Annotated in this window: 14 protein-coding genes; 6 read left to right on the top strand and 8 right to left on the bottom strand. The window is 64.2% G+C overall.

Annotated elements, in window-relative coordinates; all coding sequences use genetic code 11:
* Nucleotides 1-182 precede the first annotated feature (182 nt).
* A complete protein-coding gene (locus DTX69_RS14295; protein WP_119302217.1) occupies nucleotides 183-1,181 on the top strand; it encodes a dipeptidase in 999 nt (332 codons plus the stop codon).
* 122 nt (nucleotides 1,182-1,303) lie between these two features.
* Here DTX69_RS14295 and DTX69_RS14290 read toward each other — a convergent pair whose 3' ends face one another.
* Nucleotides 1,304-2,491: an ROK family transcriptional regulator gene (locus DTX69_RS14290; protein WP_284735768.1), complete on the bottom strand. Its 1,188-nt coding sequence runs from the start codon at nucleotides 2,489-2,491 to the stop codon at nucleotides 1,304-1,306.
* 134 nt (nucleotides 2,492-2,625) lie between these two features.
* Here DTX69_RS14290 and DTX69_RS14285 point away from each other — a divergent pair, with 134 nt between their 5' ends.
* The 3 genes from DTX69_RS14285 to DTX69_RS14275 all read left to right on the top strand — a co-directional run bounded on the left by DTX69_RS14285 (nucleotide 2,626) and on the right by DTX69_RS14275 (nucleotide 5,817).
* On the top strand, nucleotides 2,626-3,696 hold the full coding sequence (locus DTX69_RS14285) for a sugar ABC transporter substrate-binding protein (RefSeq protein ID WP_284735767.1): 1,071 nt from the start codon (nucleotides 2,626-2,628) through the stop codon (nucleotides 3,694-3,696).
* Between the two features lie 62 nt (nucleotides 3,697-3,758).
* A complete protein-coding gene (locus DTX69_RS14280; protein WP_119302215.1) occupies nucleotides 3,759-4,781 on the top strand; it encodes a hypothetical protein in 1,023 nt (340 codons plus the stop codon).
* Nucleotides 4,782-4,791: 10 nt separating this feature from the next.
* Nucleotides 4,792-5,817 (top strand): carbohydrate kinase family protein, encoded by a 1,026-nt coding sequence (locus DTX69_RS14275; RefSeq protein ID WP_119302214.1) that lies wholly within the window; start codon nucleotides 4,792-4,794, stop codon nucleotides 5,815-5,817.
* Here DTX69_RS14275 and DTX69_RS14270 read toward each other — a convergent pair.
* Both DTX69_RS14270 and DTX69_RS14265 read right to left on the bottom strand, forming a co-directional pair.
* Nucleotides 5,814-6,875, bottom strand: coding sequence for a threonine aldolase family protein (locus DTX69_RS14270; RefSeq protein WP_119302213.1), 1,062 nt, complete (start codon nucleotides 6,873-6,875; stop codon nucleotides 5,814-5,816). The genes DTX69_RS14275 and DTX69_RS14270 overlap by 4 nt on opposite strands.
* Nucleotides 6,876-6,891: 16 nt before the next feature.
* Nucleotides 6,892-7,224 carry a hypothetical protein gene (locus DTX69_RS14265; RefSeq protein WP_162917173.1) on the bottom strand — a complete coding sequence of 111 codons (333 nt, stop codon included), beginning with the start codon at nucleotides 7,222-7,224 and terminating at the stop codon, nucleotides 6,892-6,894.
* Nucleotides 7,225-7,240: 16 nt separating this feature from the next.
* Between DTX69_RS14265 and DTX69_RS14260 the strand changes: the two genes are divergently transcribed.
* Together DTX69_RS14260 and rpoH are read left to right on the top strand one after the other, a co-directional pair.
* Nucleotides 7,241-8,239: an RluA family pseudouridine synthase gene (locus tag DTX69_RS14260; protein WP_119302211.1), complete on the top strand. Its 999-nt coding sequence runs from the start codon at nucleotides 7,241-7,243 to the stop codon at nucleotides 8,237-8,239.
* Nucleotides 8,240-8,415: 176 nt separating this feature from the next.
* A complete protein-coding gene (gene rpoH / locus DTX69_RS14255; RefSeq protein ID WP_119302210.1) occupies nucleotides 8,416-9,300 on the top strand; it encodes an RNA polymerase sigma factor RpoH in 885 nt (294 codons plus the stop codon).
* Nucleotides 9,301-9,386: 86 nt separating this feature from the next.
* Here rpoH and DTX69_RS14250 read toward each other — a convergent pair whose 3' ends face one another.
* From DTX69_RS14250 to DTX69_RS14230, 5 genes are all read right to left on the bottom strand, one after another.
* Nucleotides 9,387-9,860 (bottom strand): hypothetical protein, encoded by a 474-nt coding sequence (locus tag DTX69_RS14250; protein WP_119302209.1) that lies wholly within the window; start codon nucleotides 9,858-9,860, stop codon nucleotides 9,387-9,389.
* A gap of 10 nt (nucleotides 9,861-9,870) precedes the next feature.
* Entirely contained in the window at nucleotides 9,871-11,895 is a 2,025-nt protein-coding gene (locus tag DTX69_RS14245; RefSeq protein ID WP_119302208.1) for a protein kinase family protein, read from the bottom strand.
* A gap of 150 nt (nucleotides 11,896-12,045) precedes the next feature.
* A complete protein-coding gene (gene hxlB, locus DTX69_RS14240) occupies nucleotides 12,046-12,609 on the bottom strand; it encodes a 6-phospho-3-hexuloisomerase (protein ID WP_119302207.1) in 564 nt (187 codons plus the stop codon).
* A gap of 38 nt (nucleotides 12,610-12,647) precedes the next feature.
* Nucleotides 12,648-12,851, bottom strand: a complete 204-nt coding sequence (locus DTX69_RS14235) for a hypothetical protein (RefSeq protein ID WP_119302206.1) — start codon at nucleotides 12,849-12,851, stop codon at nucleotides 12,648-12,650.
* A gap of 16 nt (nucleotides 12,852-12,867) precedes the next feature.
* The gene (locus DTX69_RS14230; protein WP_119302205.1) at nucleotides 12,868-14,157 is read right to left on the bottom strand and encodes an adenylosuccinate synthase; all 1,290 of its coding nucleotides are present in this window, start codon (nucleotides 14,155-14,157) and stop codon (nucleotides 12,868-12,870) included.
* Nucleotides 14,158-14,160 lie beyond the last annotated feature (3 nt).

The raw sequence follows: 14,160 nt of genomic DNA, 5'->3' as shown, positions 1-14,160 counted from the left end.
GCGCATCCTGCCCAAGCACTCCGGTGTCGTCAATGAATAATGTATGGTCATACATCGAACATGCTGTAAGCTGCTGGTATGACGATATACTTGACCATCCAGAAAAGGGCTTGCCGACTCCCTGGTCGCATCGTCAAATTAGGCTTTCAGTCACGCGTATACTTTTCGGCATTCGGGGGATCATGAACAGGGCGGAAGCGAGAAAGCGCGCAGCGCAGCTCTACAAGCGGGCGCTGGTGTGGGACGATCACTCGGGCTTCGACCCCCATGGCGGGGCCGATCTCGACAACCTCAACATCTGGCGCAAGGCCGGCGTGCACTACCTGTCGGTGAACGTCGGCTACGACGTGTTCGACTGGCAGGCGACCATCAAGACGCTGGCGCGCTTCCGCGCCTGGCTGCAGACCCATCCGAAGAAATATGCGCTGGTGAAGAATACCGCGGACATCAGGCGCGCGCGCAAGGATGGCAAGCTCGCCGTCGCCTTCGATCTCGAGGGCATGAACGCGCTCGACGGCGACGTCAACATGGTCAGCCTCTATTATGACCTCGGCGTCCGGCAAATGCTGTTTGCCTACAACCTCAACAACCTCGCGGGCGGCGGCTGCCACGACGGCAATGCCGGCCTCACCTCCTTCGGTCGCGATGTGGTCAAAGAGATGAATCGCGTCGGCATGCTGGTGGATTGCTCCCACACCGCTTATCGCACCACGATGGAGGCGATGGAGACCTCCGAAGCGCCGGTCATCTTCTCCCACTCCTGCGCCAAGGCGCTGCGGAACCACGGGCGCAACATCGTCGATGAGCAGATTAAGGCCTGCGCCAAGACCGGTGGTGTCATCGGAATCAACGGCGTCAGCTTGTTCCTGGGCGAAAACGACACCACCAGTGAAACCTTCGTCAATCACATCGCCCACATGTCCGACCTCGTGGGGTCCGAGCATGTCGGTATCGCGCTCGATTACGCGTTCGACGCTGGAAACCTGGACGACCTCCTGGAAGAGCACAAGGCCTATTGGCCGCCCAGCGAGGATTACGCCCGCTGGCCGACCTCCTACGTGCCGCCCAAGCAGCTGCTCGAGATCACGGAGATCATGGTGAAACGCGGCTTCCGCGACCGCGAGATCCTGGGCGTGCTCGGCGGCAACTTCATGCGCGTCGCGAACGCGGTGTGGAAGTAAGCACATTCGTTCATCGGCACGTCTCACTATTCCTCCCCCGAGCCGGGAGAGGTTAGGTGGGGAGCACCCCACCTCAACCCTCCCCCAGCTTGGGGGGAGGGAGTCCGCACCGATGTGCCCCCCTAGTACCCCACCACTCTCGCCACCGTTTGCCCGATCGCGGACGGCTGCAGCTTGGCGTCGATGACGAGTTGGGCGGTGCCGAGGATGCCGGCGCGGTCATCGCTGCGCGCGGTGTGGATGGCGAGCCCTCCGATCGCGAGCGGCAGGCAGCGCTGATAGATCATCTCGCGAATGCCGGCGATCAGATGCTCGCCGGCTTGAGAGAGTGTGCCACCGATCACGATCGTCGTGGGATTGAGAATGCTGACCACGTCGGCCAACACTTCGCCCAGCACGCGTCCCGCCTCGCGGATGCGCCGGATGCATTCGGGCGTGCCGCGATCGAGCAGCGCTACGACGTCGCGTGCGTTCTGGCCTTCGAAGCCCAGCGCTCGCAGATCGCGCGCGATCGCCCAGCCCGCCGCACGCGCCTCCACGCAGCCGAGCTTGCCGCAACGGCAAAGCGGCGCTTTCGGCGCGTCGAACTGGATGTGGCCGATATCGCCCGAGGCACCGCGCCCGCCGCGATAGACCTGCCCGCGGACGACGATGCCGCTGCCGATGCCGGTCCCGGCCTTCACGAAGAAGAAGTGATCGGCGGATGGCCAGAAGCGGCGATGCTCCGACAGCGCCAGCAGATTCACGTCATTGTCGATAAGTGCGTCGGTGCCCAGCGCCTTTTCCAGCCAACCGCGGATATCGAAATTGTCCCACTGGCGCATGACCGAAGGGCCGACCACGCGCCCACCTTCGTGATCGACCGGCGCGGGCAGGCTGAGGCCGATGCCAAAGACATGGCTCGGCTTGCAGCTCGCCCGCTTCAGCAGTGCGCGTGCTAAGCGCGCGATCTCGCCCAGGATCGGCAAAGGCCCGCTGGCCACATCGATGGTGATGGTCTGCTCCACCAGGATGCGCGGCGCGAGATCGGTAACGGCGACGCGCGTGACGCTCTCGCCGATATCGGCCGCCACGGTCACGCCGAAGCCTTCATTCAGCTTCAGGATGCGCGACGGTCGCCCGCCGCTCGGCTGGCGCTCGGCCGCCTCGTCGATGAGGCCGATCTCCAGCAGCTCACCCAGGCGATGCGCGACGGTGGCGCGCGACAGCCCGGAGACGCGCTCGAGATCCGGCCGAGTGGTCGCCTGGCGCGAGAGGATGAGCGCGAGGACCTGCCCGATGCCGGTAGCGGCGGTGAGCTGCTTTTGCATATTTCTATGCATATCTTTTCCGTGATCTGCTTGACAAGATGCAAAATGGTGAATTTGAATTCCGGGCGGCCCAGTCCTGCGATCGGGCCGATAAGCGCCCGCCGCTTTGGCGAGGAGCAATTTGGGAGGAAGACATGATTGTGGATCGTGCGATGAAGCGCGGGCGCTGGTCCGCGTGGCGTTTGAGCGTCACAGCGTGCGCGGCGATCGCTGCATTGACAGCGGCCCTGTGGACGGCCCCTGCCTATGCCCAGGAGAAGGTGATCGTCGGCCTGATCACCAAGACCAACACCAATCCGTTCTTCGCCAAGATGAAGGAAGGCGCCGAAGCGGAAGCCAAGAAGCTCGGCCTCGAGCTGCAGAGCTTCGCCGGCAAGTATGACGGCGACAATGAAACCCAGGTTGCGGCGATCGAGAACCTGATCGCGGCCGGCGCCAAGGGCATCCTCATCACCGCCAGCGACACCAAGGCGATCGTGCCGTCGGTCGAGAAAGCGCGCCAGGCCGGCATCCTCGTCATCGCGCTCGACACGCCGCTGGAGCCGACCAGCGCGGCCGACGCCACCTTCGCCACCGACAATTTCAAGGCCGGCGAGTTGATCGGGGCCTGGGCGGCCAAGACTCTGGGCAACGATGCAAAGGATGCGCGCATCGCCTTCATCGACGCCATACAATCCCAACCGAGCGTCGACTTGGCGCGCGACCAGGGCTTCATGAAAGGCTTCGGGATCGACATCAAGGATCCCAAGCGCTATGGCGATGAAACCGACGAGCGCATCGTCGGCCATCAATGGGGCGCCGGCTCGGAAGAAGGCGGACGGACGGGCATGGAGAATCTCCTTCAAAAGGACCCGACCGTGAATGTCGTCTACACCATCAACGAGCCGACCGCCGCCGGTGCGCATGAAGCGCTGAAGGCGATCGGCCGCGACAAGGATGTCATCATGACGTCGGTCGATGGCGGCTGCCCCGGCGTGCAGAACGTGAAGGCCGGTGTCATCGGCGCGACGGCGCAGCAATATCCGCTGCTCATGGCCTCCATGGGCGTGGAAGCGGTGGCGAAGTTCGCCAAGACCGGCGAGAAGCCGACGCCCACACCAGGCCTCGACTTCTTCAACACGGGCGTGGCACTGGTCACCGACAAGCCGGTGGAGGGCATCGAATCCATCACATCGGACCAGGCACTCAAAAAGTGCTGGGGTTGAGAGTTCCATGGCGAGCGGCCTCAGACGGCTGCTCGCCTTATTCTTTGAAGGAGCAATTTGGAATGAAGCGTCTGGACAGCAAGCTCGCCCGCATCCGGTCCGGCCAGTACAAGCGGTCGGATTTCATCATTGCCGACGCCAAGGACGGCGACATGGGGCCGAGCCTCACCTCCAGCGGCCCGCATCGCCAGCCGGACGGCACCTGGAATCGCTATCGCACGCGCGCGGAGTTCCTGGACCAGATCACCGCCATCGTGCAACAGGACATCGTCGACATCATGCTGGTATCGGCGTCGAACCTCGAGCTGCTGAACGAGCGTGACGTGTTCCGCAACAGCGCGGTGAAGCCCGCCATCCGCGCCAATGACACGACGGACATCTGGCGCTGCCGCGGCGCGGTCTATCACAACAGCGTGTCCCGCCCTTTCCGCTCAGCCTCCTTGTCGCACGTGATGTATGGCGCGGCGGAGCCCACGCCCGACAGGCAGATCGTCGGCACAGACCTCGGGCTCTACTCCATCACATTTAACAATGACATCGACGCCGATGTGCGGTCATTAGAGGCGTTCGGGGAATTCCGCGTCGATGCGGTGGCGCATGGCTTCAAATATTTCCTCGAAGTCTTCAACCCGAATGTTGAGACGGGCATCGATCCGAAGGTGTTGCCGCACTACGTGAACGACGTGATCCTGCGTTGCCTTGCCGGCGTCACCAAGGCAGAACGGCCGCAGTTCTTAAAGATCGCCTATAACGGTCCGAAGGCGCTGGAGGAGCTTGCCTCGTTCGACCCGAGCTTAGTGGTTGGCGTGCTGGGCGGCGGCGCCGGCACGACACGCGACTGCTTCGAGCTTCTGTACCAGGCAGAGCGCTACGGCGCGCGCGTGGCTCTGTTCGGGCGCAAGATCAACTTGGCAGAAGACCCGCTTGCCATGGTCGCGATGATGCGGCAGGTGGCAGACGGCACGATCGCGCCGGCCGAAGCCGTGAAGGCCTATCACGGTGAATTGCAGAAGCAGAAGATCAAGCCGGCACGATCGCTCGACGACGACCTCGTCGTCACGGAAGCGCCGCTGAAGGCCGGCTGAGGATCGCACCATGGCGGGCACACGGCGCGGCTTCGTCACCGGCGGCACCTGGTGCGTCGATCTCAACAAGATGATCGACTTCTGGCCGCCGGAGGATTCGATCGCGGAGATCCATCAGATCGATGTGCGCGGCGGCGGCTCGGCCTCCAATCTCGCCATCGACATGAAGAAGCTCGATCCGGCAATGCCGGTCGAGACCGTCGGCATCGTCGGCGACGACGAGAACGGGCGCTTCCTGCTGAGCCACGCCGATAGTTTCGGCATCGACCGCCGCCAGATCGCCATCACCAAGGAGCTGCCGACCCAGTTCACCGATTGCTTCGGCTCCAAGCGCACCGGCCGGCGCACGCACATCTACTACGCCGGCGCCGCTGCCCTGCTGACGCCGGATCATTTCGACTTCTCCAGGACCAGCGGGAGGATTTTTCATCTGGGCCTGCCGGGCATCCACCGCGTGCTGGATTCACCCTGGCAGGGCGATGCGAATGGCTGGGTGACCGTGCTCAAGAAGGCGCGGGCCGCCGGCATGCTCACCAACTTTGAGCTGGTGATGATCGAGCCCCAGCGTCTCGCCGGCATCATCCGGCCGTGCCTGCCTCATCTCGATTACCTGATCGTCAACGACTGGGAGATCGGCGCGCTGGCCGATCAGAGAACCTATGACGAAGGCGTCACCAACATCGCGGCCTGTCTCGAGGCCGCGCGTCATGTCTTGAAGCACGGCAGCATCAGCCTAGTCGTGGTGCATTTCCCCAAAGGCGCCATCGCGGTCGCGCGCGACGGCACCGTGACGCAACAGCCTTCCGTTCGGGTGCCGCAGTCCGCGATCGTCAGCGCCAATGGCGCCGGCGACGCGTTCGCCGCCGGTATGCTCTATGGATTGCACGAGGGCTGGGAGGTCAGGCGTTGCCTGGCGCTGGCCCACGCCAGTGCAGCCGCCTCGCTGCGCGGCGCCTCCACGACGGATACCGTGGAGCACTGGCAAACCTGCCTGCAGCTTGCGGAGGGCTGGGGCTGGAACGATTGGCCGGCTTAATTCACTGTGGCGCGGCCGGCCAATTCCTCGACGGTCTTCAGCAACAACTCGACGTGCGCAGCCTCGGTGTTGAAGGCCGTGACCAGCCGGATCGCGGTGCCCTCCTCCACCGGCCAGTCATAGAACTCGAAGCCGGCTTGGCGCAGGCCTGCGATCGTGCTGGCCGGCAACTGCACGAACAGCTCGTTGCCTTCCACGGGATGCAACAGCCGCGCGCCCGGCAGACGCGGCAAGGTCGTGCTCAGCCCCCGCGTCAGGCGCTGCGCCATCGCATTGGCGTGTCGCGCCAGCCTCAGCCATAGGCCATCGGTGAGATAGGCCTCGAGCTGGGCCGAGACGAAGCGCATCTTGGAAACGAGATGGCCGCCCCGCATGCGACGATGCCCGAAACTCTCGGCCAGGGCGGGATTGAAGAACACGACCGCCTCCGCCGCCATGCAGCCGCCCTTGCTGGCACCGAACGAGAGTACGTCGATGCCGGCCTCCCAGGTCACCTGACGCGCCGGCACGCCGAGGAACGCCATCGCATTGGCGAAGCGCGCGCCATCCATGTGCAGGCGCACCTTGTGCCGGCGCGCGACCTCGGCGATCGCCTGCAGCTCCGCCGGCTGGTAGACAGTCCCCGCCTCCGTCGCCTGGGTCAGGCTGATGGTGGCCGGGATCACCTGATGGACGTCGCCCGTGGTGTCTCTCTTCAGCGCGCGGTCCAGCGTCTCCGCAGTAAGCTTGCCGTGCGCACCCGGGAGCGGACGGAGTTTCGCGCCGCCGCTGAACAACTCCGGGGCGCCGCACTCGTCGGCCATGACGTGCGCCTCCTCGTGCGCGTAGATCGAGCCGTAGGGCGGCGTGAGACAGGCGAGCGACAAGGCGTTGGCGGCCGTGCCGGTCGCTACCGGAAAGACGCGGACCTCGTGCTCGAAGATCTCGGCCATCTTGCGTTCCACGCGCCGGGTCCAGTCATCGGCGCCATACGGCATGCTGGGGCCGCGATTGGCCTCCGCCAGCGCGCTCATGATCTCCGGCGCCACGCCGACCGCATTGTCGCTGATGAAGTTCATCGCTCTTTCCGTGATGTCACTGAGGAGGAAACTGAAACTGGCCGAGCAGCGCGCCGGTCCGCATGTCGGTGACCAGGATGCGGCGGCATTCTTCGCCGCCGCCGATCTCCAGGATGAGGCGGTCGCCCTCCGCCGTCACGTAGTGGATTGAGCAGCCGACCGGCAATGGCAGGGCCGAGACGCCGAAGGGTGCCAGCTGCGGCGGTGGCGCCGGCCTGATGAAGCGATAGGCAATGGCGGTGGTGATCACGATGGCGCAGATCGCCAGCACGGCGCAGAGGCCCGCCACCGCGCCCTTGAGCAGCCTGCTGCCCTGCTGTACTGGATGCTCCACCCCATATGCCGGCACGTCACGCCCCATCCCAATGATCGCGCCCCACAACAGCGACCCGTCCGTCAGCACGATTTCTTGCCATCGCGTCGCCGACACCGAAGCCGGCGAGCGGGTCGACCGCTGCCTCGCTGCGGCCTTTCCCGAGCTCTCGCGCAGCCGCATCAAGGCGCTGATCGAGCAAGGCAATTTGCGGTTGGTCCAGCCGGCGGGCGGCGCGGTCGAGACCTTAGACGACCCCTCCTACCGGGTCAAACCGGACCAGCTGCTCGAGCTGACCGTGCCGCCACCCGAGGATGCCGTGCCGCGCGGCCAGGCGATCGAGCTCACCGTCGTCTACGAAGATCGCGACCTGATCGTTATCGACAAACCAGCCGGCATGGTGGTGCACCCGGCGCCCGGCAATCCGGAGAACACGCTGGTCAATGCGCTGATCGCCCATTGCGGCGACAGCCTGAGCGGCGTCGGCGGGGTGAAGCGCCCCGGGATCGTCCATCGCATCGACAAGGACACCAGCGGTCTCGTCGTCGCCGCCAAGAACGATGTCGCACACAAGGCGCTGAGCGAAGCCTTCGCCACCCACGACATCGAGCGGGAATATCGCTGCTTTGTATGGGGCCTGCCCTCGCCGAAATCCGGCACGATCGAAGGCAATATCGGCCGTCACGGCATCGATCGGAAGCGCATGACCATCGTCAAATCGGGCGGCAAGCACGCGGTCACGCATTACCAAGTCACGAAAGTGTTCGGCCTCGCCGCGGCCGAGCTGTCCTGCCAGCTGGAGACCGGACGCACGCATCAGATTCGTGTGCATCTCGCGGCGATCGGCCATCCACTGATCGGTGATGAGACCTATGGCCGCGTCACACCCGCGCGGCGCAAAGCGCTGCCCGCGGCAGCCACCTTTCCACGGCAGGCGCTGCACGCGGCGATGCTGGGCTTCGCCCACCCACGGACGGGCAAGACATTGCGCTGGGAATCGCCGCTGCCCGCAGATCTGATGGCATTATCTTCAGCTCTTTCAAAGGGTTAGAAATAATTTCCAGGCGCACGAGTCGGATGCCTTGAAATCGACGCAATGTAAGCCAACCTTACATTCGCCAGTTTCTCAAAGCCATGCAGGGAGTCGTCTGCAGCCCTGCGGCAATCGTAATGGGATAGGGACTGGGCTGTTCTATGATGTCCTAGCGACACCATAAAGGGGACGATATGGCCGTACGAAACCTGCCAAGCCTTGTCAGCGATTCCAATCTGGCCCGCTACCTCGCGGAGATTCGCCAGTTCCCGATGCTGGAACAGAGCGAAGAATTCATGCTGGCCAAACGTTGGCAGGAACATCAGGACACCGAAGCCGCGCACAGGCTGGTCACCAGCCATCTGCGCCTGGTGGCGAAGATCGCGATGGGCTATCGCGGTTATGGGCTTCCCATGTCCGAGGTCATTTCCGAAGGCAATGTCGGCCTGATGCAGGCGGTGAAGCGCTTCGATCCCGACAAGGGTTTCCGGCTCGCGACCTACGCGATGTGGTGGATCCGCGCCGCCATCCAGGAATACATCCTGCATTCCTGGTCGCTGGTGAAGATCGGCACCACCGCCGCGCAGAAGAAGCTGTTCTTTAACCTGCGCCGCGTCAAAGGCCAGTTGAAGGCGCTGGAGGAAGGCGATCTCAGGCCCGAGACGGTGTCGGAAATCGCCACGCGCCTCGAGGTGCCGGAGAGCGACGTCATCGACATGAACCGGCGCCTTGCCGCACCGGACCATTCATTGAATGCGCCCGTGCGCATGGATGGCGAGGGCGAGTGGCAGGAATGGCTGGTCGATGAAGGTGAGAGCCAGGAATCGCAGCTGGCCGAGAGCCAGGAGTTCGGCCGCCGGCAGAAGCTGCTGGACCGCGCGCTCAATCTGCTCAATCCGCGCGAACGGCGCATCCTGTCGGAGCGCCGCCTGAAGGACGAGCCGACGACGCTCGAGGACCTTTCCAAGGAGTTCGGCATCAGCCGCGAGCGCGTGCGCCAGATCGAGGTGCGTGCGTTCGACAAGGTGCAACGCGCGATCCGCAATGCCGCACTCGACGAGAAGCTGGCGGCGCAGTAAGTCCATCCGCTCCATGGAAAACCCGCGCTCCTTGGGCGCGGGTTTCTTTGTTCGTCGCGAATTGACGAGTGGCGCCGTGGCGCGCCTCAGGACTCGTTTGACGCGACCGTATCACCCCATTCGCTGATCAGCTGGCTCTGATCGCGATGCACGCGGCGCATACGCAGGCCGGACTGCGCTTCCGCCATCTTGGCAAAGACCGACGGCATGGCGAGGAACAACAGCCAGCCGCAGCCAGCTCCGCTGAGCGCCGCTAGCCATCCGATTGCATCCTGCAGCACCAGCATCGCCACGCTCAGATCGTTGCCCATGGTCAGCACTCGATGTACGAAATACAGGGCGCCGACCAGGTTGAGGCTCAAGACCGTATAGGTGAGATAGCGGCCGGGCGACGTATCGACGATGCGCGCCACCACACTCGGCACCAGCGCGGCCACGAGCACGATCGCGATCGGCGCCATCAGGGCAGCGGCCGGCAGCAGCAGAATCAGCAGCAGGGCCGGCTTGAACGGCCTGGGCCCGGCAGCGTTTTCGGCTTTTGCTGGTGCTTCCTTGGCCACGATCAGTCTCTCACAACAAGGCGAAGACGCTGTAGGCCGCGATCGCCGCACTGGCGATGAAGGCAGAGGTGACGGCGGCGGCGCGCTGGCCGATCAGCCGGGTACGATTTGGATTCGTCAGTCCGCCGTTCTCCAACCATCGCTCCTCCTGCTTCAGCGCGACGTAGGCGCGCCTGGCGGCGGTGAAGCCGAGGCTGTCGGCGCGGCGATGGGGGCCGGTCGGATCGAACAGCAATGCCAAGCCCGCCAGATCGCATTCCTTGCCCAGTTTGTGCATGCGCCGCTCCGCATCCGCGCGCGCGGTGGCGTGATGGAAACAGCTCAGCGCCGGTATCAGCATGGCCACGACGGAATCCGCCAGGCGCGGCAGCTTGCGGTTTGGATGGGCCTGCTGCACCATCGCCAGCAGGCGCAGGACGGCGATCCTGCGTTCTGCCTCATTCTCTGCCTGGGAGACGGCGGTCAGTTCGCGATCGATCGTGCGCCGGAGATGAGCGCCGATGAAGGCCGCGATGTGCCGGTCGAACGGAATCGCCCCCTCGCCCAGTCCGGGCAGGGCGGCATCGATCGCCGGCAGCAGGTCCTTCATGCTGGTGACGTAGAAATCGGCAATCATCGGCGAGCGGCAGGGTATTCGCGGATTCAATTCGTAGAGCGCGCGCTCGACGCCCTGGCCCATGCCTGGTCGTTCGATATGCTTCTCCACCTCCTCCATGATGCGGCGCAGCTGGAGCTGATCCGAATTCAGGGCACTCTGCTCGTTCATCCAGAGCTGGGGCAATCGCCCACGCAGCATCTCGACGAACTGGTTGAGCAGCGGCTGATTGTCTAATAGCTGGGCCAGCATGGTCGCCATGCCGGTCACGTTGACCCGGATATCGCGATAGCAGATCGGCGATTGCGGACTCATCCAGATGATGAGGCGCGCGATGTAGCGATCCTTAATGGCTGCGCTCGGTCCCGACCCGGCGGCTGAGCCCATGAGCCGCATCATCACGTCGCCGACCTTGTCGTCGTTGAAGCTGCGCTTCATCCAGTTATCGAAGTCGCTGCTGTCGACCAGCTTCGACGCTTCGGGCCAGTGCCGCGCCATGGCATGGGCCAGGGCCGGTCTGTTCATGTGCTCGCTGTCGCCGAAGCGAATCGGGCGCGAGGCGCGCTGCGGCAGATAGGGCATGGTCGGCGTGAAATGCTGGCCGGTGGTCCAGGCATCGAGGTGCCGCAAGGTCCAGCGATCGCCTGCCTTGTCGTTCAGCAGGCCGCGCAGGATTTCGGCCATGGACGTGGAGAGCTTCTCGCGTCCCGCCAGTGCGGCAAAGGAGCCGGCGGAGATCTTGGCCGAGACGATCTCTTCGTCCGTCATGCCCTCTGTCGGGTCGCGTCCGATATGAAGCTGAAGGATGAGCACACCGAGCGCATAGAGATCGTCGGCGGAGAGACCAGGCCCGCGGCCGTACGGATCCGCGATCGCGTTCTCGATCGTCTCGTAGAGCGCGGGCTGCGCGAAACCGGGCGGCATGCTGAAGCACTCACCCAGCATCATCGGGCCCTGGCTGCTCGACTGGTAGAACAGATTGCCCGGACGGATCGCGCGATGCGGAATGCCAAGCAGGCTCATCTCGCGGATCGCCGTGACTAGCGGCGTGATCACCTGCCGCGCCAGTTGCGGCTCGGTCATGGGCCGCGGTGGTGCCATCTCGCGGCCGAACACGCGCTCGCCTTTCGGCGCATCGAAAATGAGAACCGGACGGCGGCCCCAGACGATTGCGCTGCCATTGCCCGGGGCCATCGGCCAATCGATTACGCCGGCGGCGCGCGGCCAGAGCACCGGCGCATCGGACGGCGGTTTCTTGGTGAGGTGGTCGAGATAGCGGCACGGCAAGTGCCCGGGCGCGACTAGCGCGAACATCGGTCGGCCAGGCTCGTTGCGGTCATTGACAGCAAAGGCGTCAACGTCCGGTGAATCGAGCTTGGGCAGACGCCTGTCCGCCGCAATCTCGTACCGTTCTTCGAGCAGAATCTGATCGTCCGCCATTGCCAACCGCGCTTTGCGCCCAATCCTCGCGGCCAAGGCCGTTTAGCCCCGCCGGCCCTACACAAAATGAGCCGATCCTAGGTTATGACGGGAACAGGTTAAGGGACGGTAAGGAATGCAGTGCGCTCATCCCCCTGCAAAAGGATGAACTCACTCCAGGTTGGTGTGGCGCCGGCGCATGGAAGCGGCGGTCTCACCCTTGATGTCTCGGAGCCGCAGCACCAGCAGCTCGAACACCAGCATCTGGCTGAGCTCGAACAAGGAGCCCATCGGCAAGACGGAAATCTTGCTGCCTTGGTCGTCGGCCATGGTCTGGGCCGGGATGTGCAGCACGTGATCCGCCGATTGCGCGAGCGTGCTGCCGGGCTGGGCGGTGACGACCGCCGTCTTGGCGCCGGCATCCGTCGCAATCTTCATGAGCGCCGCGATGGTGGCAAAATCACCCGGTCCCGCAGAGCAGATCAGCAGATCGCCCGCGCCGAGCGGCGGCGTCGTCATCTCCCCCACCACATGCGCATCGAGCCCGAGATGGAAGAGCCGCATCGCAAGGCCCTTCATCTGCAACCCCTCGCGGCCGAGGCCGTGAAGCGCGATGGTCTTGGCCTGAGCTATGGACTGGGCAAGAGCCTCAAATGCGACACGGTCTAGTTTCTCGATGACCCTACCGGCGTCATCCAGAGCGCTGTGCGCAACATCGACGATGGTTGAGTTCATGAGACATTCAATGCGCGAGCACTCCACACATCCTATGATCAATTCAAGGTGCTCTCGCTAAGCACCTTGCCTACTTGCATCAAGATTGACTGCGCCTCATTCAAAGGGCGTCCGATACGCGCCTCGAAATCAGATATCGGCAGGCCATGACATATTTCGTTCAAGGCGTTGTTGATAATGAGCAGCTCGTCGGAGTTGGCATGAAGCGTGAAACCTCCCGATCCGTCTCGATCGATTTTCATATGATCGTCTCTCGACTCAATCCGTGAACGGATCCGTCACCAGGATCGTGTCGTCGCGCTCCGGCGAGGTAGAGAGCAGCGCCACCGGCACTTCGATCAGTTCCTCGATGCGGCGGATGTATTTGATGGCGGTTGCCGGCAGCTGCGCCCAGGAGCGCGCGCCCCTGGTGGATTCGGACCAGCCTTCGACGGTTTCGTAGACCGGCTTTGCGGCCGCCTGCAGATGCGCGGCGGAGGGCAGATAGTCGAAGTGCTGGCCATTGATGTCGTAGCCGATGCAGATCTTCAGCTCTTCGAATCCATCGAGCACGTCGAGCTTGGTGAGAGCGATGCCGTTGATACCGCCCACTTTCGCGGACTGACGCACCAACGCTGCGTCGAACCAGCCGCAGCGCCGCTTGCGGCCGGTGACCGTGCCGAATTCGTGCCCGCGCTCGCCGAGGGTCTGGCCGATCTGGTCGTGGAGTTCGCTCGGGAATGGGCCGGAGCCGACGCGCGTTGTGTAGGCCTTGGTGATGCCGAGCACGTAGCCGACCGCGCCGACACCGATGCCCGAGCCGGTCGCCGCCTGCCCCGCGACGGTGTTGGAGGAAGTGACGAACGGATAGGTGCCGTGATCGACGTCGAGCATCGAACCCTGCGCGCCTTCGAACAGGATGCGGTCGCTGCGCTTGCGCGCTGCGTCGAGCAACTGCCAGACGGTCTTCACGAACGGCGCAACCTTGGGCGCCACCCCGCGTAACTGCGCGAGCAGCTCAGCGGCATTCACCTCCTCGGCGCCCAGGCCACGCAGCAGCGCATTGTGGTGCTGGAGCAGGTTCTGCACCTTTCCATCCAGTGCATCGGGGTCGAGCAGGTCGCAGAGGCGGATGGCGCGGCGCGCGGCCTTGTCCTCGTAGGCCGGGCCGATGCCGCGGCCTGTCGTGCCGATCTTGCCAGCGCCGCGTGCCTCCTCGCGCAGCAGATCGAGCTTGCTGTGCAGCGGCAGGATAAGCGCGGCATTCTCCGCCACCGCGAGCACATCCGGCGTGACCGCAACGCCTTGTCCGCGCAGAATCTCAATCTCCTTCAAGAGCGCCCAGGGATCGACCACCACGCCATTGCCGATCACGGAGAGCTTGCCTCGCACGACGCCCGAGGGCAGCAGGCTGAGCTTGTAGGTCTTGTTGCCAATCACCAAAGTATGGCCCGCATTGTGGCCGCCCTGGAACCGCACGACCACGTCGGCGCGCTCCGACAGCCAATCGACGATCTTGCCCTTGCCCTCGTCGCCCCATTGCGAGCCGATGACCGCTACATTCGCCATGCC

The sequence above is a fragment of the Dongia deserti genome, assembly GCF_003574735.1.
GTDB lineage: Bacteria > Pseudomonadota > Alphaproteobacteria > Dongiales > Dongiaceae > Dongia_A > Dongia_A deserti.
The sequence above is the reverse complement of the archived record's forward strand: the minus strand, read 5'-3'. Positions and strand labels throughout refer to the sequence as shown.